The sequence below is a fragment of the Clostridium rhizosphaerae genome (assembly GCF_016765585.1).
Classification (GTDB): domain Bacteria; phylum Bacillota; class Clostridia; order Clostridiales; family Clostridiaceae; genus Clostridium_AT; species Clostridium_AT rhizosphaerae.
The window spans coordinates 265,124-288,375 of record NZ_JAESWC010000001.1 but is presented as its reverse complement, the minus strand read 5'-3'; the positions used below and the strand labels follow the sequence as shown (position 1 = coordinate 288,375).

Genomic DNA, 23,252 nt, shown 5'->3' with positions numbered 1-23,252 from the left:
GATGGTATTAAGAAAATGGAAAAAGCTAAACGCAAAAAAGTTATAATAGGTAGTTTAATTTCATTTTGCATTTTGCTCATTGCATACGGTACACCGGCAATATACTATAGGAATCATTTTTATTTTGGTTCTAATATTAACGGTATTAATGTTTCAGGCAAAACAGTAGAGGAAGTAAAAGAAGAAATGGAAGGAAAACTAAAGAAGTATACCTTGGAGTTAAAGGAAAGAGGGGATAAAAAAGAACAAATTAAAGCAGAGGATATTGGATTAAAGTTCAGCTCAGAGGAAAAAATTAAGGAATTAAAGGATAGTCAAAAGCCTATCAAATGGGCGTCGGCTTTTTTTGATAGAAAAGATAATGAAATCACGTTAGAAACTATCCACGATAAAGAGTTATTGACAAAGCAGATAGACAAGCTTTCTTGTCTTGACAGCACTAGTGTAATTGAACCTAAAAGTGCCGGCTTTAAATATGCCGATAATGGGTATGTAGTTATTGATGAAGTTCTTGGAAATAAGATAAATAAAGATACTTTATATACTAAAGTTGAAAATGCGGTGCTTAAGGAAGAAACCTCAATAGACTTAGAGACTGAAAATTGCTATGTAAATCCACAATATTCAGCAAAGTCTGAAAGAGTTATAGATGCTAAAAATATCCTTAATAAATATACAGCTTCAAAGATTACCTACAATTTTGGAGAAAAGAAAGAGATAATAGATGGATCAACTATAAATAAATGGATAACCATAGATGAAAATTTAGCGGTAAAACTTGATGAAGACAAGGTGAAAAGATACTTTTCTGATATTTCCAGTAAGTATAATACGGTTGGTAAGACAAGAGGCTTTGTAGCATCTTCAGGTAATACGATAAGTGTCAGCGGTGGTGATTATGGCTGGTCTATTAATACAAATAAAGAAACACAAGATTTAATTACGGCTATAAAAGACGGCAAGACTATAAATAAGGAACCTCAATATTCTCAAAGTGCGCTTTCACGCGCAAGCAATGACATAGGTAGTACCTATGTTGAGATAGATATGTCAAAGCAGCATTTATGGTTTTATAAAAATGGCTCCCTCATAGTTCAGGGAGATGTAGTTACAGGTAATGTAAGTGCAGGCCATAGGACACCTGCAGGTGTTTATAAGTTAAAATATAAAGATAAGGATGCCGTTTTAAAAGGACAAGATTATGCGTCACCAGTTAAGTTTTGGATGCCTTTTAATGGAGGTATTGGAATTCATGATGCCAGCTGGAGAAAAGAGTTTGGTGGAAGTATTTATAAAACTAACGGATCGCATGGCTGCGTAAACGCTCCGTATGCTTTAGCAAAAACTATATTTGAAAATATAAATCCAGGTACTCCTATTGTTTGCTTTTACTAGAAGGATTAACCCCTAGCAGAAATGCTAGGGGTTTTTTATATTAATATATTCTATCACCGTTAAAAATTGAATTTTTAACAATTACATAATCAACAGTGCGTATTGCATCTAAGGTTTTACCGCCTGCGTAAGAAATAGAAGATTGAAGATCCTGTTCCATTTCTATTAAGGTATCTTTTAATGGACCTTTAAACTCTACAAACATTTTTTTACCTTCTACATTCTTCTTTTCACCCTTTTGAAACTCTGAAGCAGAGCCAAAATATTCTTTATAAAGTTTTCCATCCTTTTCAATTGTTACTCCTGGAGACTCTTCATGACCAGCAAATAATGAACCGATCATAACCATAGAAGCACCAAACCTAACTGATTTTGCTATATCTCCATGGGTTCGAATCCCTCCATCAGCTATAATTGGTTTGCTTGCTGCTTTTGAACACCAGCGAAGGGCAGCTAGCTGCCATCCTCCAGTTCCGAATCCAGTCTTAATTTTAGTAATACATACCTTTCCTGGACCAATTCCTACCTTGGTGGCGTCAGCACCGGCGTGCTCCAATTCTCTTACTGCTTCCGGAGTTCCTACATTTCCTGCAATAACGAAGCTTTTCGGCAAGTGCTTCTTTATATACCTAATCATATCTATGACAGCATTAGAATGACCATGTGCAATGTCGATAGTTATATATTCCGGTGAGAGATTTTCTTCTGATAACTCTTTAATAAATCTATATTCTTCATCTTTAACCCCAACGCTGATGGAGGCGAATAATCCGCGTGACTTCATATCTTTAACAAAAGATAAACGTTTTTCTGGTTCAAAGCGGTGCATAATGTAAAAATAATTATTCTCAGCAAGATAAAGAGCAATCTTTTCATCAATAATAGTCTGCATATTCGCAGGAACTATGGGCAGTCTAAAAGTTCGGCCTCCAAAGCAAATGCTTGTATCACATTCTGAGCGACTACTTACAATGCATTTTGCGGGAATCAGCTGAATATCTTCGTAATCAAACACGTTTTCCATATGCGGCACCTCTGAGTATAAATTTAAATATTTAAATATTTATATAGAAAGCAAATATCTAATCACATTGAGCAGTTTCATAAATCCTTGAAGATTGAATCTTTTGGAGCAGTTCAATGCGAAGATATTTAATGCTTTTCATATAGATTATATTAGTTTGTGGAAGTTTTTTTATATTATACTTATTGACCGAATCGGTTTATAGGATTATAATTAAATAAACCGATTCGGTTTATAAAGTTAAGAGGTGAAACATTTGGAAAAATTTTTAGGTTTACCTACAGAAAAACAAAATGTAATTATTAATGCTGCCCTTAAGTGCTTTGGAGCCAACGGCTACAAGAAAACATCGGTTAGTGATGTTGCAGCTGCCGCTGGAATTTCAAAAGCAATGGTGTTCCACTATTTTGGAACTAAAAAGTCACTATACTTTTATTTGATTAATCTATGCGGAAACATTTTTATGAGCGAGATTGATGACAAATTTGATAGTACCATTGATGACTTTTTTGTGAGAATAAGACTTTCAACAAGCATAGAAATTTCTATTATGAAGAAGCATCCAGACATCCCATCTTTTTTAACAAGTGTGTATTTTGAAAATGATGAGGAAGTAAGAGATGACATAAAAACTATTTTGTCACAGGGAGATGATTTTAGAAATAAAATTGCTTTTGATGGTATGGATTATTCTAAATTTAAAGAGGGTACTAATCTAAAGCTTTTTATGAAAATGCTTCTTTGGCTTGCTGATGGTTATGCAAATCAGATGAAGAATAATCCGGCAACTGATCTTGATGAGTTGTTTAAAGAATTTGACGAGTGTTTGGATATGCTTAAAAATAATTTTTACAAAGAGGAATATTTAAGATAGGAAGGCATATCTATCAAACCAATTAGAGTGTTTTTTAAAAATAAAAATATAGGGGGGTAAATCATGAGTGTAGTTGAAATTAAAAATCTCACAAAGAATTATGGAAAGGCAAGAGGCATTATAGATGTAAATCTTAATGTTGAGCAAGGGGAGGTATTTGGATTTATCGGTCCAAATGGAGCCGGAAAATCTACTACTATAAGAACATTATTAGGATTAATAGCTCCTACCAGCGGAACTGCTGCTATCTTTGGAAAGAACTGTATTGAACATCCGGAGGTTAGGCAGGAACTTGGATATTTGCCTTCTGAGGTGTTTTATTACGACAATATGAGGGTAATTGATTTGCTGAAGTATTCAGCAAGCTTCTACAATAAAGATTGTACAAAGAGAATAAAAGAACTTGCTGAGATAATGGACTTGGATTTGAAAAAGAAAATTGATGATCTTTCTTTCGGAAATAAAAAGAAAGTTGGCATAGTACAGGGGCTGCTTCATGAGCCAAAGTTGATTATACTGGACGAGCCTACAAGTGGTCTAGATCCATTAATGCAGCAAAAGTTTTTCGAATTAATTGATCAGGAAAATAAAAAGGGAGCTACAGTATTCTTCTCATCTCACATCTTAAGCGAAGTTCAGAAAATGTGCAGCAGAGTGGCATTTATTAAAGATGGCAGAATTATTAAAACTGAAAAAATGAGCACTCTTCAGGAAAACAATTATAAGAGGATAAGTATAGAGGCTAAATCGAATATTACCAGAGAAGCCTTTAATCTTAACGGAGTGAGTGATTTTGAGTGTAAAAGAAATACAGCCAGCTTTATATTCAAGGGAAATATAAACTCCATTATGAAAAAAATTAGTGAGATTGAACTTAGAAATATATCCATAGATGAGCCTGACCTTGAAGAAATCTTCATGCATTATTATGCAAAGGAGGATTAATCAGCATGAACATCTTTTTATTTGAACTTAAAGCACTGAGGAAATCAACTTTTATATGGACGTGTTCAATAATCGCCCTAGCTGCACTTTTTCTTTCTATATATCCAAGCATGGTAAGTGAAGCCGAAGATTTTAAAAAGCTGTTAGGTGGATATTCTCCATCAGTTAGAGCAATGCTGGGAATAAATCTTGATTATATTACATCAATCTTAGGTTTTTACTCTATGATTTTTTCTTTTATTATTCTTTGTGGAGCTATTCAGGCTATGAACCTCGGAACTTCTATTATTTCCAAGGAATCAAGAGAGAGAACAGCAGATTTTCTCTTAGTTAAGCCAGTATCACGTTCAACTATAGTAACGGCTAAACTTTTAGCCGCTTTTACAACTCTGCTTGCTACTGATATAGTTTTTTTAGGAGTATCGTCTTTGATAGCCAACAGCGTTAAGTCAGCAGATTATAGCGGAAAGATATTTTTTATGATAAACCTTACTCTATTTTTTACTCAATTGATTTTTCTAGCAATTGGTGTTGTTGTTTCAGTATTTTTTAACAAGCTTAAATCTGTTCTTCCAATTTCGCTTGGTGTTGTCTTCGGTACGTACATGATTGGAGCACTGATAGCTACCGAAAAAAATAATGACCTTGCTCGGTTTATATCTCCTTTTAAATACTTCGATATAACATATATTATCAAAAATGCAAGCTATGAAACTCCATACTTGGCCGCAGGTACAGCAATTATAGTGATTGCAATAGCGGCTAGTTATATTATCTATAACAAAAAGGACATACATGCCGTTAACTAATATGCTTTTGAGGTGATTAAAATGAATACAGGAGGCATAGAGATTAATAATCTCTATGTACAGTATAAACAATACAGGAGGGTTGATTATGAATGTTTTTATTAGAGAATTAAGGGCTAATCGTAAAGCTTTAATTATATGGAGTATATGTATGTTTCTTTTTGTTCTTAGCGGCATGGGAAAATACACTGCGTATTCTTCAGGTGCTAACAATGAGGTTTTTGATAAAATGCCTCATACCATGAAGGCACTGTTGGGGTTCGGATCTTTTGATGTGACAACTATGAGCGGTTTTTTTGCATTTTTATTTCCTTATCTCGCGCTTACAGCGGCTATCCATGCTGCATTGCTTGGAAGCGGAATAATATCAAAAGAAGAGCGAGACAAGACGGCGGAGTTTTTGATGGCTAAGCCGATATCCAGAGCAGCTATTGTAACTTCAAAACTTTTTGCAGCTTTGATAAATATTATAGTTATCAATTTAGTTACTTTGCTTTCATCCATAGCTATGGTTGCAGCCTATAATAAGGGAAAAGACATTAGTGGAGAAGTGTTGGTGTTTCTTTTAAGCATGTTTATTATCCAATTAATCTTTTTATCACTTGGTGTATTTATTTCGGCTGTTATGAGAAAGCCAAAAGCTGCAGGTTCTCTTACAACCGGAATATTGTTTAGTTCATATGTAATATCAAAGATAACTGATCTGACAGATAGTTTAAATGCACTTAATGTACTTTCACCATTTAAATATTTCAGCTATGAAAATATCGTTAAAGGAAATGGTCTAAGCACTGGTGTAACTATCCTCTCTATTTTGCTTGTGGCGGTACTTTTAGCATCAGCATATTCCTTTTATGCTAAGCGGGATTTAAGTGTATGATAATTACCTAATAATAAATAGCTCAGTATTTTCAATTTAAGGTGAAAATACTGAGCTATATTTTATAAAATTTTATCGATTAAGCCATATTCTTTAGCTTCTTCAGCAGACATATAAAAATCTCTTTCCATATCCTTTTCTATTTTTTCTAACGGTTGTCCGGTGACTTCACTGTATATTTTATTTAATTTGCTTTTAACTCTGAGGAGATGCTCAGTGTGGATTTTTATATCTGTAGCTTGTCCTTGAAAACCACCATATACTGAAGGCTGATGTATTAGAATTTCACTGTTTGGAAGAGCATACCTTTTGCCTGGGGTACCGGCTGTAAGCAAGAATGATCCCATGCTTGCTGCAAGTCCAACGCATATTGTGGATACGTCTGGTTTTACAGCTCTCATTGTATCGTAGATTGCAAGTCCTGCAGTAATGGAACCTCCAGGACTATTAATATAAAAGCTGATGTCTGCTTCTGGATCTGCTGATTCAAGAAAAAGCAGCTGTGCTACAATTATACTAGCTGTTTCATCCGACACCTCACCGTTTAACATAATTATTCTATCCTTAAGCAGCCTTGAATAAATATCATAGGAACGCTCGCCTAAATTTGTCTGTTCAATAACAACAGGTACATAACTCATATTAATCACCTCTTAAAAATTTTAATGAATACTATGCCGCCATAGAAAGCCTAATATTAGCTTTGGAAGCTGAAAGCATCATGTGTATATGATTTCTATTTCTTCTAAATTCTCTTGGAGGAACTCCGTAAAATTTCTTAAAAGCCTTTGTAAAAGCCTCCTGGGAGCTAAATTGATATTTTAGGGATATATCTATAATCTTTTCATCTGTATAGATAAGATCTTTTGCGGCTCTATCAAGCCGTTTTTTCCTTATGTATTCAGCTACGGGTTCGCCGGTAGCGGCATGAAATTTCCTGTGAAAATGAAACTTTGATAAAAATACTTTATCCGCCAGTTCTTTAAGTTCTATTTTTTTATCAAGATTATCTTCAATAAATTCGATGGATTTTTTTATGCAAGCATCATAATTCATATTAATCTACCTACCTATTTGAATTCTTTTCTTTATTATAGATTAGTTTGTTTAATAAATCTTGTCATTTCTTGCTCATTTATTTTTTGGCTTCACTAAATAATATTACTGGAGTTGTATAGCTAAGTTTTACATCTATTCAGAAAATTAATAAAGTATGTAGAGAAGTTAATACATGAAAAATTGGAAGAAAATATATTTGCGGATACACTAATCAATGAAGTATTTGGGTAGTAGTATAAATTGGTGGAAGAATATGTTGATTTATTTTATAAACAGATTTATAATATGTTTATAAAAACAACAAACATACGGAGGTGGATTAGATGTTTGATGAACTTATAAACCTTACTTTGAATGAAATAAAAAATGGCTATAGCTTTGATAGACAATTAGATAAATATATTTGCAATATTTGCGGAAGAGAATTTGAAAGTGGCGAAGTTTTTAAAATTGGAGACAAATATTTCGATGCAGAGAAAGCAGCTAAAATTCATATAAAAAATGAACATGATGAAATATTAAAACTGCTTATGTCCTATGATAAAAAGTTTACAGGGATTACAGACAACCAAAAGGAACTGCTTAGTATGATTACCTCTGGTATGACTGACAGTGAGATAGCTAAGCAAATGGGTGTTGCACAAGCAACTGTGCGCCATCAAAGATTTACATTTAGGGAAAAAGCAAAGCAGGCAAAACTGTATCTAGCCATTTATGAACTTGCTTTTCAAAGTGCGGAAAGAAATAAGAATACTAAAGATGATATCATAAACATTCATAATGGTGCCAAAATGGTGGATGATAGATATTTTACTACAAAAGCTGAAGAGATGCAGATTTTATCAAGCATGTTTTCATCACTTGAACCGTTAAAATTAATAAGTTTTCCGGCAAAAGAAAAGAAGAAGATAGTAGTACTTAAGAAAATAATGCAACAGTTTGAAAAACAAAAAAAATATAGTGAAAAAGAACTTAACTCTATATTAAAAGAGATTTATGAAGATTTTGCTACGATAAGACGCTATCTTATAGAATATGGCTTTATGGAACGTACAAATGATTGTAAGTATTATTGGATTAAGGAATAGGAGGGAGCATAAATGGATTAAGGAATAGGAGGGAGCATAAATGGATTTGGAAATAGAACTTAAAAATTATCTAGATGACCAGAGTAGACTGAAAATATATCCATCCAAGAGAAAATATAAAATATTAGCTCTGATATTTTTAGCTTCTAAATTTGAAAAAGGGATAATATATTCTGAAAAGGAGATAAACGAAATACTGGATAATGCACATGCTTTTAACGATAGATGCCTTATCAGAAGAGAATTGTTTAATAAAGGATTTTTGGGAAGATTAAATGACTGTTCTAAATACTGGCTTGAAGAAAAACAGCCAGAATTAAGTGATTTTAAGATTAATTAACAAAAGGGGCTTCTCGCAAAACACCTCAAACCTGCCGCGTGTTAGCTGAATTCCTGGAAACTTTCGCTTTGCAGAAAGTTTAGGTGCTTTGGAACATCCCCTTTACCTAATTTAATGCGAGTATATGTCGGAAAACTCAATGTTAATTCTTTCTACTTTATTATGACTTGTGAAATTATTTTTATTTTCAGTAATAGCTGTCTTGGGAACTATTATTGCAGGAAGCTCAATTATAAATTCGCTCCCTTTTCCAGGCTCGCTTTTAACCGCAATACTTCCTTCATGCATTTCCACAAGGGATTTTACAAGTGATAATCCAATCCCGCTTCCCTCATGGTTTCTTGTAAGGGAACTATCTACCTGCCTAAAACGTTCAAATATTAATTTGTGATGATCTTCCGGTATTCCCAACCCATTATCTTTTACTGAAATCAATAGCATGTCTTTCTTATCTTGAACAGTAACCCAAATTTCACCTCCGGGTTCAGTAAATTTTATAGCATTTGAAAGAAGATTTAATATTATTCTTTCTATCTGATCTGGATCACAAGCAATAACCTTTTCTTCTACATCAGTATCAAAGCCAATAAATAATCCCTTGCTTTTTGTATAGTCTGAAACTGAAAGAGTTATATCTTCAATTAGACTTATAATCTCAAAATTTACAAAGTCAAGGCGGTAAGTATTTGAACCGATTCTTGTTAAGTCAATTAAGTTATTAACCATTCGGAGCAATCTGTAACAGTTTTGCCTCATTATATAAATATTTTTGCTCAGATTTTTCGATAGTTTGCTATCCGGATCATTTCTTACGTATAGCTCTGTCAGCTGCAGTGCACTAAAAATTACGTTTATAGGGGTTTTAAACTCATGAGAGATATTTGTCAGAAATTCACCCCTTAATTTATCGTATTGAAGTTCTGATTTAAGATTTTGGTTTTCTATGGTCTTTTCATTAAGTTTATTGACCATTTTATTAAAGGCTTCAGTAAGTTTCTCTATTTCTCGAGGTCCTTCGGTTGTAACATAACTGATAACATTATTTTGACTCATTTCATAAATTTCGTTTTCAAAGTTTTTAAGAGGTTTGGTTGTATATTTTCTTAGTATAAGTACCGCAGCTAGAATAGCCAAAAGTGCAAGCCATATTACTGAGCTTGAAGTAATATCAAGCATTTTTTTAGTAGATATAAAAGTATCTCTTTTCATTATAACTGTCAGCTTTGCCTGACATGTATTTGGTATATTATCAATGTATATAGAGCCTATAAGTTCATTGCCCCAAAACTTAACATCGTCAGAAGTATTGTTTGTATCACTTACTTTAATATAGTCATTGATATTATCATGCAGATCATCACTGGAAATAATCTTATCTCCAAAGGTCATAAATATTTTTTGTTCCAAACGTTTTCCAAGAGAACTGATATAGCTGGAAGATATTTTTTTTCCAATTATTAAGAGCCCTTTTTGTTCGCCTTTGTAATAAGTTTTAAGAATTGGGCTTGCATAAAATAAATAAGGATCTCCATTATACATAACTATTCCTCTGGGGTAATTTGCTTTGTCAGTAACAAAAGGGGCCTTTAACATATTTGATATACTTTCATCCTGCAGCAGTTGAGATATATCATTATTTTTTAAGCCAGACTCATCAATAATCTGTTTGTTATTATTAATTACAACAGAAAAATCAAGATTAAAATTCGATGGAATCCAATCAGAAAAGTTTTCTTTAAACCATTGAGAGTTGTTTTCCTCAAGTTTATTATAGGCATCATCCCAAATAGAATAATCCCTTGCTATAGTACCTAGTTCATTTAATTTTTCTTCAATTATTGTATTTGCCTGATTTCCTAATGAGTGTAAGTTTTCTTTTTCCAGGTTCAATATAGATTGTGAAATAATAAAGTTATTAATTATAAAGGAGACTAGTAATGGTATTACAGCTATTATTATTAAGGCACATAGAATTCGATTTTCTATACTTTTGAGTATTTGCAAATTTTTTCTCATTTTACAACCTCTCAACTATATTACAGATTTTTTATCTTTAAACAAGCTGGTAAACACTCTTACAAGGCTTGGATCAAACTGTGAGCCGCTATTCTTTTTAAGTTCAAGCAGAGCCTCCTCTAAAGATAAACTTTCTCTATATATTCTTTTAATTGTCATGGCAGAGAAGGCATCTGCAATTTGTATAATCCGTCCTTCAATGGGAGTATCATTTCCATTAATTTTATTAGGATACCCGGTGCCGTCGAATTTTTCGTGATGATATTTGATACCGCTCAAGATAACTTCAGAGAGCTCCATATCATTTACTATATTTATTCCATCATTTACATGACCTTTTATTATTAAGTACTCTTCAAAGGTTAGCTTTTCTGGCTTTCGTAATATCTCATTGGGTATAAACAGCTTACCAATATCGTGTATTAATCCCGAGATGTATATATCTTTAACTTTTTCTTCTGTAAAGCCTAAAGCAATAGCAAGGTCTGCAGAATATTGAGCAACATATTTTGAGTGAACATAAGTATAGGCTTCCTTCTCTTTTAGAGTTTTTAAAAGTTGTGTGAACCTGGAACTTTGTTTTATATTACCTATTGAGCCTTTGTTAGCTAATTTGTATTCTCCGAATTTATTGAGATACATATTGCTGTCCGCTTGATTTAAAAGTTCCTGAAGATTTAATTTTTTATGATCACTTGAATATGCTGCACCTATTGTAAAAGATATTCTTAAGGGTGGAAGAGCAGGATCTATAGAACAAACTTTGTTTTTAGAGCTTAGATACAACTGATCAATTATATTCTCAACTTGAATGCTCGAAACATCCTGTATGAAAACTACAAATTCATCTCCTCCTAATCTGGCAATGATACAATTAGTATTCATCAGCTCTTTCTTTAGTAAGTTTGAAAGATCTATAAGAACCCTATTTCCAATTAAGTGGCCATAGGTATCATTTATTTGTTTAAAATGATCCAAATCAATTAAAAGTACAGCCGTTTCATGATTTCTATCTAATATTTTTTGACCAGTTTCTAAAAAGTATTTTAAGGTATATAGTCCAGTGAGTGAATCGGTTATGCTTGCCTTAAGATATTTATTTTTTTCGGAATTTAATTTTCTAAACAAATAAGAGCTTATTGATAAGACTATTGATGCATAAATAATACCAATAATATCAGTCAGAACAATATTAGAATCAGCTTTTCCAAAGTATGTAGAAAACAATTCTGCAAGTATGACTCCCACTATATTTGTAGATATTACATCAGGCAGTAAGTATGCAGTTATCAATGGAATATAAAATGCTAGGCTTTGAAGGTATACCAATTTTAAAGGATGAAACTGTATTATTGTATAGAATAGGCCTATTGCAGCTAAGGAAAAGATATATCTATATAAGACATGTCCTTCCCAGTAATTTGCAAAGATTAGTAATCCTGTGATAATAGCAGAATATATCAAAAGCGCGGGAGAATTCCACCCGCATGCTATAAAACCAACTCCGGTAGATAATATAATAAAATCGAATATCGTTTTAGACGGGTTTGTTAAAACGTAATTATATATTTTTTTAGGTGTATGTTTAATAAATGTCTTTATGTTCATGAGCTGTTGTCCTCACTGTTTATTTAGTTTGAGTTAATCCATAGTAAATAGTAAAAAGATAGCTTGTCTAAAGTAGGAAATAATCGTATAAAAAGTACCAGTAACTATGTATGATAAGCATTAGTACTGGTACTGATTGAAAAAACTAACGTGTTGTCCAATACACGGCAACCCGGCTGTCATTGTATGAACTTTAGACCCGTAGTTTTGCGTCCCTAACTTTCGAATAGGTTTGCCCTTATATTAAGTTTTTACAAATTACATTACTATATTACATTATATACTAAAAATAGGGCCAAAGTAATGGTAATTAGATACACTAGCAAAAAAGCTGATACCTGATCAGTATCAGCTTTTTTTCACTCCAAGTTTTCCATTCATATACTTTATGCTTATTAATGTCAATATTAGCATTGCTGCAGTAAGGATTAAATGGGTAGTAAATATATCACTATTGTCTTTCAAAATACCCATCAATGGAAAAGCTACTGCAACAGCTAAGTTTGTAGCAAGACTCTGGAAGGATAAAATTGTAGCACGCTTATCAGAAGGAATATGCTTGTTCATATATTTTGTTGTAACAGGTCTGTAAATTCCTCTTGAAACCTGCTGAAGAAGTATTGCAAAAACTCCAGGCCAAACCCTGATAGTACCAAGCATTAAAAAGGAAACTATCATTAGAAAAGACATAAAAGTCAATGTCTTAGGTTTTGTCTTCTCCATAATATAGGAGCTTCTCTTGGAAATAAAGGCAGCAGTAATATTAAAAATAAAGAAAATGGCACCGAAATATTTTACTGGTATATTAACTCCCTCCATGTAAGGCTGATAGTACCAGAAACCTGTTCTGTAAAAAATGAAAAATATCATGGAGAAAAATACAATAGCTTTAAGCTTATCATGACTTAAAATATATTTTCCGCTTTCTTTTATTTGATTAAGATAATTTATTCCGTATTTTCCTTCCTTGCCCTCAACCTCAGGTTCTTTAAACATAAAGGTTACAGCAATTGTTATGAGCATAAACAAAATTGAAACAATCATAGGAAGATTTATATTCTTTTCATATAGGAAGCTTGACAACACTGATCCTATAGCTTGAGCATATAAAGAGTAGGAACGAGCCTTGCCTTCAACCTTTTGATATTCCTTTTCTCTGTTAAGCATTTTTAATGAATCGTAAATTAAAGCACTGTCAGCACCTGACTTGAAGGCCGAACCAAGGCTGAAGGTTATTTCTGAAAGAGCAAAAACTAAAAAGCCTTTACCAACTACATATAAAAGCAGTCCTACAGCCCAGAGAAAGGCACCTATAAGTATGCTGTATTTTCTCCCTAATTTATCTGCTGCCGCTCCTGTTGGAACCTCAAAGAAAAATACTGATATTGATGAGATGGATTGGAGCAGCATTATTTCTGTAAAGGATAAACCTTTAGCAGTTAGAAATAATACAAGTACAGGTCCTAAAATTAAAAGCTCAGCAAAGGTTGAATAAAAGTAGTAAAGTTTAATGTTTTTTTGAATACTCATGGTGGCACCTTCTTTCTTATAAAAATAAAAAACCCTGCGAAATCACATCTTATAAACAAACTTTAGCTATGAATTATATGAAATAAAAAAAGTTAACTTTGATGTTTAATTTCATATAATTTAAGTTTCAGTAATGCTTATAATTAGTGACTCCGCAGGGTTTAACTCTGCGTGTAGGATAAGCCCCTGTACCGCTTGATAAAACTAGGTACACTCACTTTGTTATATTTTACCATACACTATTTTGCTTGTAAATACTAAAAATATAAATAGTAAGATGTCCAAGTATTAAAAATATCAATAGTTGTTGCTCAAGCTTTCATGCCATTCTACAATTTAGTTGGACAATAAAATCATATAAATAATTGTGCATATAGCGAGGAAAAAAGATGGATATAAGAGAAGATATACTAACTCCTAGAGAGAGGTCCAAGGCATTTTCAGAAGGCAAACCTATGGATAGGATAATATGCCTGCCTATGGTAGCAATAAGTGCGGCTTACTTAATAGGTAAAACCATAAAAGAGTTCCAGCTTGATCCTGAAGTAATGGCTCAATCACATATAGCTGCTTATAAAAGGTTCAAGTATGATTCAGTAGGTCTAAGTACAAATTGTTCAGTACTTGCAGAGGCCATGGGAGCTAAGCTTGATTATCCGGAAGATGATGCTGCCAACTGCATTGAACCATTAGTTAAGTCAAGAGAAGACTTGAGCAAGGTTAAGGACATAGATCCTGAAAAGGATGGAAACCTGTGGGTTTTTTACAAGGCATTTAAAATAGTAAACGAGGAGATAGGCCAAGAAGTACCTATTTCAATATCAGTATCTGGACCTGTTACTACAGCTGCAACTTTAAGAGGTACAGAAGCTTTTGCAAGAGATATGTATGCAGATCCGGAGCTTTGTCATGAGCTTTTGAGAAAATCAACAGATAATATAAAAAGACACATAAAAACTATAGTAGCGCACGGAGCTGATATAGGAGCTATTGCAGACCCGATAGCTTCTGCAAGCGTAATAAGTCCTAAAATGTTTAAGCAATTTGCCTTTCCATATATTAAGGAGCTTGTTGACTATATTCATAGCTTTAATAGTGGGGCTGCGCTTCACATATGCGGAAAATCAGAAAAGATTTTAGAGCTTATGGTTGAAACAGGTGCAGATACTATAAGTGTTGATAAAGTGGATTTGAAGGTGGTTAAGGAAGTTGTAGCAGGGAGAGCGGCTATTGTTGGAAATGTTGACACAACAGATGAAATGCTGCATGGACCTGTAGAGAAAATCCAGGAGGTTTGTAAACGATATATTGATCTTATGAGAGATTATAAGGGCCTATATATTTTATCAACTGGCTGTGATATATCACCTAAAGCACCTTTTGAATATGTACAGGCTATGATGGATGTAGCGAGAAGCTACGGACTGTATGAATATAATTAATTAAGATATAAGGGAGTATTATATATGAATAATTTACCTGAGATATTTGAAGATTTCAGCGAATCAAGAAAGAACGGATTTATAACAATTAAAAATTTAAAGGATGATGGGAAAAAGGTTGTTGGCACCTTTTGTACTTTTACTCCTTGGGAGGTTATACATGCTTCAGGTGCAGCACCTGTTTCTCTTTGTGCAAAAAGTGATGAGCCTATTTCAGAGGCAGAACAGTACCTTCCTAGAAATCTTTGCCCTTTAATAAAGTCCAGCTACGGCTTTGCCATCACAGATAAGTGCCCTTACTTTTATTTTTCAGATATGATTGTTGGAGAAACAACTTGTGACGGAAAAAAGAAAATGTACGAATTTTTGGGTGAAATAAAAAATGTACATGTTATGCAGCTTCCTCAGACAAATAAGGGAGAAGATGCCTACAGACTTTGGAGAAATGAAATAATTAGTCTAAAAGAGAAGCTGGAGAAGGAATTCAATGTAGAAATAACTAAAGAAAAACTTATGGAATCTATTAGGCTTCGAAATAGAGAAAGACTGGCACTAAAAGAATTTTATGAATTAGGTAAAATGTGTCCGCCGCCTATAACAGGATTTGAAATGTACAAGGTATTGAGCGGAGCATCCTTTAAGTGGGATAAGGAAGCGGAAATAAAAGACCTAAGGGATTTAGTAGATAAAGCTAAAAGAGAATATGAAGAAGGAAAGAGAAAAGTTTCTAAGGATGCTAAGAGAATACTAATAACAGGCTGTCCTATGGGAGACGCTACAAAAAAGGTAATAAGAGCCATAGAAGAAAACGGCGGTGTGGTTGTTTGCTACGAAAATTGCTCAGGTATAAAGGAAATTAGCAGGTTGGTTGATGAAGATAAAAATCCTATAGATGCAATCGCAGAAAAATATTTAAATATAGGATGTTCCTGCATGAGTCCAAATGATAACAGGATAAATCTTCTTTCTGAACTTATAGATGACTACAAGGTAGATGGAGTTATAGATGTCATACTGCAAGCCTGTCATACCTTTGCTGTTGAATCCTATAAGATTAGAAGATTTGTAAATGAGGAAAAACAAATTCCATATATGAATATAGAAACTGATTATTCACAGACAGATGTTGGACAATTAAATACCAGAATCGCTGCCTTTATAGAGATGCTTTAAAAAGACGGCTGACAGAGGGAGTGAATTTATGGCAGAAGTCAGGTTTATAGATGAGAATATTAATGTTGAAGCTGTAGAGGGAACAAGACTTATAGATTGCATTAGAATGGCCGGTTTAAAAGCTGAAACTCCCTGCAACTGCACAGGTATATGCGGCAAGTGTAAGGTTAAAGCTTACGGAAAGCTTTCTTCAAAATCAGAGGAAGAAGAAAAACATACAAAGGAGCCTGATACAAGGCTTGCATGTGTGGCTAAGATTTTAGGAGATGTTGAGGTTAAACTTATCAGTGCAGGAGAAAACTTAAAAACAATAAATAGAGGCTATTCAATTGAAGTAAAAGCTGACTGTCCTGAAAAGGGGGCATTAGGGGCAGCTGTAGATATAGGAACGACGGGTATTTCTGTTTATCTTGTTGATTTAGAGAATGGCAGGGTTTTGGACAGAATATCCGATTTAAATCCGCAAACTGAGTATGGCGGAGATGTTTTATCAAGAATAACTTATGCCATAAAGGAAGAAAATGGTTTGGAGACCTTGAGCAAGTGTATAAGAGACAAGATAAGCAATATGCTTAAAAAAGCTGCTCATAAAGACTATAACCTGAAAGATATCTATAAAGTTGTGATCTCGGCAAACACTACAATGCTTCATTTGTTTTTAGGGGTAACCCCTGAAACTATTGCAAAGGCGCCCTATAAAGCTGTTTTTTTAGATAAAAAGGACTTTAAAGCTGAGGAACTGGGGATTGATATAAGGAACGAAGGAACTATAACGCTGCTTCCTTCTGCCTCAGCCTATGTAGGTTCTGATATTTTATCTGGAATAGTGGCCGTAGATTTTCAGAACAAAATAAAACCATCATTATTTATCGATATTGGTACAAATGGCGAAATAGTTGTGATAAAGGATGAAGAGATGGTTGCTTCTTCCACAGCAGCGGGACCTGCCCTTGAGGGCATGAATATCTCCTGCGGCTTAAGAGCCGAGGCCGGTGCAATTGACAGTTTTAACATAGATGAACAATACAATATAGCCTTTACAACAATAGGAGATAAAGAGGCAAAGGGTATTTGCGGAAGTGGTCTTATAGATATTGCAGCAAGTTTAATAAATAGAAATATAATTTTAAAAAGCGGTAGATTTAATAAAAATCTTCCTGATAAATTAGCCTTCAGGCTTGTAGATAAAAAGTTTTATATAACCGATGAAATTTATATATCTCAAAATGACATAAGACAAATACAGCTTGCAAAAGCAGCAATAGCTTCAGGAATTATTATGCTTTTAAAAGAATTAAACATTGATATTGAGTCTATAGAAGAAGCTGTTGTAGCAGGAGCCTTTGGCTATCATTTAGATTCTGAAAGTATAAAGGCTATTGGACTCATCCCTCAGGGTTTCAAAGGGAAAATTAATTTCGTAGGGAACTCATCTGTTGAAGGAGCAAGGCTTGCACTTATTAATGAACAAAAACTTAGAGAAATGAGTAAAATCAAAGAAAATATTAAGGTAGTAGAGCTTTCTGTAAAACAGGAATTTCAGGATTACTTTGTAAAGGAAATAAGCTTTTAATCAAGTACTGATTCTTTGAAGGGAGAAAAATATGATAAAGGTAGATATAGTATCGGGCTTCTTAGGCGCAGGAAAAACTACTTTAATAAAGAAACTTCTTACTGCCTATAAGGATGAAAAAGTTGTGCTTATAGAAAATGAATTCGGAGATATAGGCATAGATGGAGATATAGTTGAAAAAGACGGTTTTGATGTTGTCGAGATAACCAGTGGATGTATCTGCTGTATCATGAAAAAAGACTTTGTAACCTTATTTGAAAAGGTGCTTTGTGAGTATAAACCGGAAAGAGTAATAATTGAACCCACAGGGATAAGTATTTTAAGCGAAATAATAGAAGTTTTAAAACTTGAGCAATTCAAAAATATATGTGAGATTAATTCAATTATTACCGTTATAGACGGAATAAGCTATATGGAGCAGAGAGATGTATTTGGTGAGTTTTTTGAAGATCAAATAATAAATGCCGGAACTTTAATGATCAGTAAAAGTCAGCTGGCAGATTCAGAACTAATAGATAAAATTATTGCATCTTTAAGAGAGCTAAATTTAAAGGCCCCAATAATAACAGATAATTGGAGTAAACTGACTCAGGAAGAAATAAAATCCCTCTTAGATTTAGACTTAAATATAGATTTTGATAACTTGTTTTATACAGAATATAAGCCCTGCAGTGATAATCAGTTTGATGCATTGGCCATTAAAACCTCAAAAAAATTTAATGAAGAATCTCTTGCTGAAGCACTGAACAGACTGAAGGAATCCGAATTTGGCATGGTTATAAGAGCAAAAGGATTTTTAAAGGGAAAAGGATTTGGACTGGAATTCAGTTATGCAAACGGGTACTTTGAAATATATAAAAGCAAATTTGATTCTACAGGCAAGCTTTGCATAATAGGAAAAAACTTAGAGGATAAAAAGATAAAAGAGCTTTTTCAGACAAAGATTGGAGGGCTTTTTAAGTGGTAGATATACTAATTGACAGTATAAAGGATGTATCAAAAACCCTTCCTATATTATTTATAGCCTTTATTCTTGTAGATTACCTGGTGAATGTGGTAAATAAGGATAATCGCCTGATAGAAAAGCTTTCAAAATACGACTGTATAGGTGGAGCTATCCTTGGTGTGATACCTCAATGCGGCATACCTGTGGCTATGGCTAAGTTATACAGTGGCGGATTAATAAGCATAGGAATGCTTGTAGCAATATTTTTATCCAGTTCAGATGAAGCACTTATTATTATAGGAGCTCATCCGGAAAAGCTGCCTTTTATGCTTAAGCTTATAATTTTAAAAGTAATAATAGGCATGATCTTTGGATATTTAATTAATGCTTTTATAAAAGAAAAAAGAAATAGATTTAAGCTATACGATATATCCTGCGATTGCAGCAAATGTAAAGATGGAAAAGGTATAATAACCAGAAATATAAAATTTACTCTGAAAATTTTTATATTCTTGATTATTACAGTATTTCTTATCAATCTTGGGATGGACAAGATAGGGGAAGAAGGTCTTTATAAGCTGTTAGGAAAGAACTCCTATCTGCAGCCTGTGTATGCAAGCTTAATAGGTATGATCCCAAGCTGTTTATCCTCTGTGGTTCTGGCAGAAGGCTTTATTAAAGGCGCTGTAGGTCTTGGACCTTTGATCGCAGGGTTATGCGCTAATACCGGTTTTGGAATATTGGTTATCTTTAAAGAGTTATCTGTGAAGAAAGCATTTAAAATAATGCTCCTTGTGCAGACAGTCAGCATTATTATTGGAGAACTTATTTATATTTTAAAGTTTTCTTTTTAGAAATTTGCGGGGGTAGATTAATGGAAAACCAGATTAATTTTAAATGTACATTAGACAAGTTTGAAGAAATACCGGAGAGTGTTGCTAATCAAACAGGTATTACGTTTCCTGAAGCACATACAAAAGTTGATAAAATTTCAATACTTGCAAAAACTTTAAAAAACCACCACAAGGATTCTATTTCAAGGGTTCCCTTCTGTCTTACCGTAGAAGCTGAGGCTTTGGGAGCAGATATAAAGCTTGGAGATGAAAAAATAGGACCTAGAGTTGGAGAATATGCTTATAAAAGTATTGAGGATTTGAAAAATATTAAACCAATTGATTTTTCAACAGGAAGAATTAGCGAAGTGCTAAAAGCTGTAGAAAAGTTAAGCAGCGAAGGAGAAGAAGTGGCATTAAATATTCAAGGACCTTTTACTATAATGTCTTCCTTAATTGACCCGGTACTATTTTATAAGGCTGTAAGGAAAGACAGGGCAGCAGTAGAAGCTTTTATGGAGGTTATTTGTAAAAGCACAGTCCAATATGCAGAAGAAGGCTTGAAAAGAGGAGCAAAGATAATATCTTATGGAGATTCTGCTGGAAACATTGATATACTTGGGCCAAAGATGTACAAGGATTTTAGCGGAAGGTACAGCTATGAGGTGTTAAAGCAAATAGAAAGTAAGCTAGGAAAAGCATTTGTGCATATTTGCGGAGTTACCTCCACTTCTTTAAACAAATCCGGATTTATAAAATCTACTCCAATTGGGATAGATAAAGATATGACCTATGGTGATGCTTTAAAGTTAATTACCGAGTTAAGAAAGGATGTTAAACTTATCGGCTATAACTGCTTAAAAAGGACAACTTTAAAAATGAAAAAACCTGTTGTTTGGAAAATAGAATTAATATAGAAGGGGAGATAAAAAATGAGTGATGTAAAGGAAAATCTTTTAAGGGAATTATCTGATTCAGTAGTGGATATGGATGAGGAAAAAACCGTTGAACTAGCTAAGTTGTGCATAGAAAAAGAAATTAGCGCTTATGAGGGAATTGAAAAGGGGCTGTCTGATGGAATGAATAGAGCCGGGCAACTTTATGAAGAAGGCGAATACTACATTCCTGAGCTTTTAATGTGCTCAGATGCAATGTACTCAGGTATCGAGGTTTTAAAGCCGCACCTTGAAAAGTCCGAAACTGAAGGTAAACATAAGGTTGTTATAGGAGTAGTTCAAGGAGATACGCATGATATCGGGAAAAATCTTGTTAAGATTATGATGGAAACAGAGGGCTTTGAAGTAGTTGATTTAGGAAGAGATGTACCACCTGCAGCTTTTGTAGAAAAAGCAAAGGAAATAGGTGCAGACATAATTGCCTTATCAACCCTTATGACAACTACTATGGATGGAATGGCAGAGGTAATAAGGATACTTGAAGAAGAAAAATTAAGAGACAAGATAAAAGTTATGATAGGCGGAGGTCCTATATCCCAAAGCTTTGCTGATAAAATAGGTGCAGATATTTATACTACAGATGCTTCAAAGGCTGCTAAACGTGCAAAAACTCTAGTTCAGGGGGCGTAATATAATGAAGGATCAAATGACTCCAATGGAAAGAGCTATTGCCTTGGGAAAGGGTCAGCCAATTGATAGGCTGCCCTGTAACCCTAACATTGCAAACGGGGTAGCCCGTATTCATGGCTGCAAAATTTCTGATTTCAATATTAGTGGCAAGGCTATAGCAGATGCCCAGATTTCCGCTTATAAAAGATATGGAATGGACGGAGTTAGAGTATTTACGGATTTATATGTTTGGGCAGAAGCAATGGGCTCAGAGCTTATTTTACCTGAGGATAATACCGCAGACCTTTTAAAGCCTGCAATAGAAGATGTAAAAGATATAGACAAACTTAGGGTAGCTAATCCTTATAAGGATGGCAGGCTTCCTGTATTTATTGATGCGATGAAGTATCTGATTGATGAAATAGGACAGGAAGTTCCCTGCTCAGCAGGAATAGTAGGACCATTTTCAAATGCCTTCTTTCTTGTAGGTCTAGAAAAGATGACAAAGATTTTATTTAAAGATCCTGAAGCTGTACACAAGCTGTGCGAACTTTCACTTCAGACATGTATAGATTATGCCAAGGTAGCTATAGAATTAGGATTAACTCCAACTATATCAGAACCTCTAGCCTCTTGCACAATAATAAATCCAAAGCACTTTAGGATATTCTGCGCACCTTACTTAAGAAGGCTTGTAGAATTTATAAAATCAAAAGGTAAGGCCACAGTACTTCATATATGCGGAAAAACTGAGAAGATATGGCCGGATATCGGTGAGATGGCTTCTATCGGTGTTTCAGGATTCAGCATGGATAACGTAGTGAGCCTTAAAGCCTGCAAAGAAACTATAGGAGATAAAATGAAGATTTTAGGTAATGTAGATCCATCAAATGTTATGTATGCAGGTACCTTCAAGGAGGTACGAAATTCTGTTACACAATGCGTTATAGATGGATATGACAACCCTAAAGGCTATACAATTATGTCAGGCTGCAGTCTCCCTGTTGAGACTCCTCTTGAAAATATACACGTTATGATGGATACAGTAAGAGAAATAGGTTATCCGATAGATGTAGAGAAACTTCATAAAATGATAGAAAACTAAAAGAATGAAGGTGGCTAAATTGTTGACCCCTAAGGAAAGATTAAAACTTACTCTTTTAAGAGAGAAGGTAGACAGACCACCATGTATTTGTCCTAGTGGAATGATGAATATGATTGTCGAGGATATCATGGATATAACAGGCTGCAAATGGCCGGAGGCACATACGGATGCAAGGCTAATGGCTGAGCTTTCTGCAGGAGTTTGTGAAAACGGAGGCTTTGAAAACTTTGGAGTGCCCTTTTGCATGACTGTCGAAGCAGAAGCCATGGGTGCTGAAGTTTTTCTAGGTACAAAAGTAAATGAACCTAGAGTAACAAAGTATGTAATAAACTCAGTAAGTGAATGGACAAAGCTAAAGAAAATAAAAACTGATGAAGGAAGAGTTAAAACAGTAATCGATGCTATTAAAATACTTAAGGAAAAAAATAATGAAGTTCCTATAGTAGCTAATCTGACTGGACCGATAAGCCTTGCAGCTTCCCTTATGGAACCGGTAAATTTTTATAAGGAAATTATAAGGAAGCCTTCTGAAGCACATAAACTGATGGAATTTGTAACAGAAAATCTAATTGAGTTCGGAAAAGCTCAGCTTATGGCAGGAGCAAATGTTCTTGCTATTTCTGATCCTAGTGCCACAGGTGAAATATTAGGTCCTGTGAGCTTTAGAAAGTTTGCTGTTCCTTATTTAAATAAAATTGCTGATGCTTTAAAGCAATATGCAGAAACCGGAGTAATAATTCATATATGCGGAAGGCTTAAGAGTATTTATGAAGAGCTTAACTCTCTGAGAAGTGATGCCATAAGCTTTGATTCCATTACAAGTGTAAGAGAGGTTTGCGAAAATGTAAATAATAAAGCTGTCATGGGAAATGTAAGTACCTTTACACTTGAAAATGGTACTAAAGAAAGTATAAAGGTACAGGCGTTAAGTTGTCTAGATTCAGGAGTAAATATATTATCGCCAGCCTGCGGCATCGGACCAAGAACTAAATTTGATAATATAAAAGCAATGCTTGATGTTGTAAAGTTTAAAGAAGCTGACTAAAT

General features: G+C 34.0%; 22 protein-coding genes and 1 riboswitch. Of the genes, 16 read left to right on the top strand and 6 right to left on the bottom strand.

Annotated features, from left to right (window positions below; translation table 11 throughout):
• Positions 1-15: 15 nt before the first annotated feature.
• On the top strand, positions 16-1,395 hold the full coding sequence (locus JK636_RS01430; RefSeq protein WP_202747052.1) for a L,D-transpeptidase family protein: 1,380 nt from the start codon (positions 16-18) through the stop codon (positions 1,393-1,395).
• 40 nt (positions 1,396-1,435) lie between these two features.
• Here JK636_RS01430 and guaC read toward each other — a convergent pair whose 3' ends face one another.
• Complete coding sequence (guaC, locus tag JK636_RS01425; RefSeq protein ID WP_202747051.1) at positions 1,436-2,419, bottom strand: GMP reductase; 984 nt, start codon at positions 2,417-2,419, stop codon at positions 1,436-1,438.
• 256 nt (positions 2,420-2,675) lie between these two features.
• On the opposite strand from guaC, the gene JK636_RS01420 reads away from it, so the two are divergent.
• The 4 genes from JK636_RS01420 (at position 2,676) to JK636_RS01405 (ending at position 5,927) form a co-directional block, all read left to right on the top strand.
• Positions 2,676-3,293 (top strand): TetR/AcrR family transcriptional regulator, encoded by a 618-nt coding sequence (locus tag JK636_RS01420; RefSeq protein ID WP_202747050.1) that lies wholly within the window; start codon positions 2,676-2,678, stop codon positions 3,291-3,293.
• A gap of 63 nt (positions 3,294-3,356) precedes the next feature.
• Positions 3,357-4,238, top strand: coding sequence for an ABC transporter ATP-binding protein (locus tag JK636_RS01415; RefSeq protein WP_202747049.1), 882 nt, complete (start codon positions 3,357-3,359; stop codon positions 4,236-4,238).
• Between the two features lie 5 nt (positions 4,239-4,243).
• Positions 4,244-5,047, top strand: a complete 804-nt coding sequence (locus tag JK636_RS01410) for an ABC transporter permease subunit (RefSeq protein WP_202747048.1) — start codon at positions 4,244-4,246, stop codon at positions 5,045-5,047.
• Between the two features lie 88 nt (positions 5,048-5,135).
• On the top strand, positions 5,136-5,927 hold the full coding sequence (locus tag JK636_RS01405) for an ABC transporter permease subunit (protein WP_202747047.1): 792 nt from the start codon (positions 5,136-5,138) through the stop codon (positions 5,925-5,927).
• 62 nt (positions 5,928-5,989) lie between these two features.
• Here the strand turns inward: JK636_RS01405 and clpP are convergent, their stop codons facing one another.
• Together clpP and JK636_RS01395 are read right to left on the bottom strand one after the other, a co-directional pair.
• The gene (clpP, locus tag JK636_RS01400) at positions 5,990-6,568 is read right to left on the bottom strand and encodes an ATP-dependent Clp endopeptidase proteolytic subunit ClpP (RefSeq protein WP_202747046.1); all 579 of its coding nucleotides are present in this window, start codon (positions 6,566-6,568) and stop codon (positions 5,990-5,992) included.
• Positions 6,569-6,599: 31 nt separating this feature from the next.
• Positions 6,600-6,983, bottom strand: coding sequence for a helix-turn-helix transcriptional regulator (locus JK636_RS01395; RefSeq protein WP_202747045.1), 384 nt, complete (start codon positions 6,981-6,983; stop codon positions 6,600-6,602).
• Between the two features lie 326 nt (positions 6,984-7,309).
• Here JK636_RS01395 and JK636_RS01390 point away from each other — a divergent pair, with 326 nt between their 5' ends.
• On the top strand, positions 7,310-8,074 hold the full coding sequence (locus JK636_RS01390) for a DUF2087 domain-containing protein (RefSeq protein ID WP_202747044.1): 765 nt from the start codon (positions 7,310-7,312) through the stop codon (positions 8,072-8,074).
• A gap of 40 nt (positions 8,075-8,114) precedes the next feature.
• On the top strand, positions 8,115-8,414 hold the full coding sequence (locus JK636_RS01385; protein WP_202747043.1) for a DUF2087 domain-containing protein: 300 nt from the start codon (positions 8,115-8,117) through the stop codon (positions 8,412-8,414).
• A 111-nt stretch (positions 8,415-8,525) separates the two neighbouring features.
• On the opposite strand, the gene JK636_RS01380 is transcribed toward JK636_RS01385, so the two are convergent.
• The 3 genes from JK636_RS01380 to JK636_RS01370 all read right to left on the bottom strand — a co-directional run bounded on the left by JK636_RS01380 (position 8,526) and on the right by JK636_RS01370 (position 13,568).
• Positions 8,526-10,430 (bottom strand): sensor histidine kinase, encoded by a 1,905-nt coding sequence (locus tag JK636_RS01380; protein ID WP_202747042.1) that lies wholly within the window; start codon positions 10,428-10,430, stop codon positions 8,526-8,528.
• Positions 10,431-10,445: 15 nt separating this feature from the next.
• Positions 10,446-12,038, bottom strand: coding sequence for a bifunctional diguanylate cyclase/phosphohydrolase (locus tag JK636_RS01375; protein WP_202747041.1), 1,593 nt, complete (start codon positions 12,036-12,038; stop codon positions 10,446-10,448).
• A gap of 163 nt (positions 12,039-12,201) precedes the next feature.
• Positions 12,202-12,285, bottom strand: a riboswitch (cyclic di-GMP riboswitch).
• A gap of 101 nt (positions 12,286-12,386) precedes the next feature.
• Entirely contained in the window at positions 12,387-13,568 is a 1,182-nt protein-coding gene (locus JK636_RS01370; RefSeq protein WP_202747040.1) for an MFS transporter, read from the bottom strand.
• A 389-nt stretch (positions 13,569-13,957) separates the two neighbouring features.
• On the opposite strand from JK636_RS01370, the gene JK636_RS01365 reads away from it, so the two are divergent.
• From JK636_RS01365 to JK636_RS01325, 9 genes are read left to right on the top strand one after another with little or no spacing between them, the layout of a single operon-like run.
• Entirely contained in the window at positions 13,958-15,010 is a 1,053-nt protein-coding gene (locus JK636_RS01365) for a uroporphyrinogen decarboxylase family protein (RefSeq protein ID WP_202747039.1), read from the top strand.
• A gap of 24 nt (positions 15,011-15,034) precedes the next feature.
• Positions 15,035-16,183, top strand: a complete 1,149-nt coding sequence (locus tag JK636_RS01360; protein WP_202747038.1) for a double-cubane-cluster-containing anaerobic reductase — start codon at positions 15,035-15,037, stop codon at positions 16,181-16,183.
• Positions 16,184-16,211: 28 nt separating this feature from the next.
• Positions 16,212-17,756, top strand: a complete 1,545-nt coding sequence (locus tag JK636_RS01355) for an ASKHA domain-containing protein (RefSeq protein ID WP_202747037.1) — start codon at positions 16,212-16,214, stop codon at positions 17,754-17,756.
• A gap of 31 nt (positions 17,757-17,787) precedes the next feature.
• On the top strand, positions 17,788-18,723 hold the full coding sequence (locus tag JK636_RS01350) for a CobW family GTP-binding protein (RefSeq protein WP_202747036.1): 936 nt from the start codon (positions 17,788-17,790) through the stop codon (positions 18,721-18,723).
• Positions 18,717-19,556, top strand: a complete 840-nt coding sequence (locus JK636_RS01345) for a putative manganese transporter (RefSeq protein WP_202747035.1) — start codon at positions 18,717-18,719, stop codon at positions 19,554-19,556. Before JK636_RS01350 ends, JK636_RS01345 begins: the two co-directional genes overlap by 7 nt.
• Before the next feature lie 20 nt (positions 19,557-19,576).
• Complete coding sequence (locus tag JK636_RS01340) at positions 19,577-20,452, top strand: uroporphyrinogen decarboxylase family protein (protein WP_202747034.1); 876 nt, start codon at positions 19,577-19,579, stop codon at positions 20,450-20,452.
• Positions 20,453-20,467: 15 nt separating this feature from the next.
• Positions 20,468-21,121 (top strand): corrinoid protein, encoded by a 654-nt coding sequence (locus JK636_RS01335; RefSeq protein ID WP_202747033.1) that lies wholly within the window; start codon positions 20,468-20,470, stop codon positions 21,119-21,121.
• A 4-nt stretch (positions 21,122-21,125) separates the two neighbouring features.
• Positions 21,126-22,205 carry a uroporphyrinogen decarboxylase family protein gene (locus tag JK636_RS01330; protein WP_202747032.1) on the top strand — a complete coding sequence of 360 codons (1,080 nt, stop codon included), beginning with the start codon at positions 21,126-21,128 and terminating at the stop codon, positions 22,203-22,205.
• A 19-nt stretch (positions 22,206-22,224) separates the two neighbouring features.
• Positions 22,225-23,250, top strand: coding sequence for a methylcobamide:CoM methyltransferase MtbA (locus JK636_RS01325; RefSeq protein ID WP_202747031.1), 1,026 nt, complete (start codon positions 22,225-22,227; stop codon positions 23,248-23,250).
• The last annotated feature ends 2 nt before the right edge of the window (positions 23,251-23,252 follow it).

Coding starts and splice junctions, on each gene's coding strand:
- JK636_RS01430 (WP_202747052.1), top strand. CDS start 16: ATGGAAAAAGCTAAACGCAAAAAAGTTATAATAGGTAGTTTAATTTCA.
- guaC (WP_202747051.1), bottom strand. CDS start 2,419: ATGGAAAACGTGTTTGATTACGAAGATATTCAGCTGATTCCCGCAAAA.
- JK636_RS01415 (WP_202747049.1), top strand. CDS start 3,357: ATGAGTGTAGTTGAAATTAAAAATCTCACAAAGAATTATGGAAAGGCA.
- JK636_RS01410 (WP_202747048.1), top strand. CDS start 4,244: ATGAACATCTTTTTATTTGAACTTAAAGCACTGAGGAAATCAACTTTT.
- JK636_RS01405 (WP_202747047.1), top strand. CDS start 5,136: ATGAATGTTTTTATTAGAGAATTAAGGGCTAATCGTAAAGCTTTAATT.
- clpP (WP_202747046.1), bottom strand. CDS start 6,568: ATGAGTTATGTACCTGTTGTTATTGAACAGACAAATTTAGGCGAGCGT.
- JK636_RS01395 (WP_202747045.1), bottom strand. CDS start 6,983: ATGAATTATGATGCTTGCATAAAAAAATCCATCGAATTTATTGAAGAT.
- JK636_RS01390 (WP_202747044.1), top strand. CDS start 7,310: ATGTTTGATGAACTTATAAACCTTACTTTGAATGAAATAAAAAATGGC.
- JK636_RS01385 (WP_202747043.1), top strand. CDS start 8,115: ATGGATTTGGAAATAGAACTTAAAAATTATCTAGATGACCAGAGTAGA.
- JK636_RS01380 (WP_202747042.1), bottom strand. CDS start 10,430: ATGAGAAAAAATTTGCAAATACTCAAAAGTATAGAAAATCGAATTCTA.
- JK636_RS01375 (WP_202747041.1), bottom strand. CDS start 12,038: ATGAACATAAAGACATTTATTAAACATACACCTAAAAAAATATATAAT.
- JK636_RS01370 (WP_202747040.1), bottom strand. CDS start 13,568: ATGAGTATTCAAAAAAACATTAAACTTTACTACTTTTATTCAACCTTT.
- JK636_RS01365 (WP_202747039.1), top strand. CDS start 13,958: ATGGATATAAGAGAAGATATACTAACTCCTAGAGAGAGGTCCAAGGCA.
- JK636_RS01360 (WP_202747038.1), top strand. CDS start 15,035: ATGAATAATTTACCTGAGATATTTGAAGATTTCAGCGAATCAAGAAAG.
- JK636_RS01355 (WP_202747037.1), top strand. CDS start 16,212: ATGGCAGAAGTCAGGTTTATAGATGAGAATATTAATGTTGAAGCTGTA.
- JK636_RS01350 (WP_202747036.1), top strand. CDS start 17,788: ATGATAAAGGTAGATATAGTATCGGGCTTCTTAGGCGCAGGAAAAACT.
- JK636_RS01340 (WP_202747034.1), top strand. CDS start 19,577: ATGGAAAACCAGATTAATTTTAAATGTACATTAGACAAGTTTGAAGAA.
- JK636_RS01335 (WP_202747033.1), top strand. CDS start 20,468: ATGAGTGATGTAAAGGAAAATCTTTTAAGGGAATTATCTGATTCAGTA.
- JK636_RS01330 (WP_202747032.1), top strand. CDS start 21,126: ATGAAGGATCAAATGACTCCAATGGAAAGAGCTATTGCCTTGGGAAAG.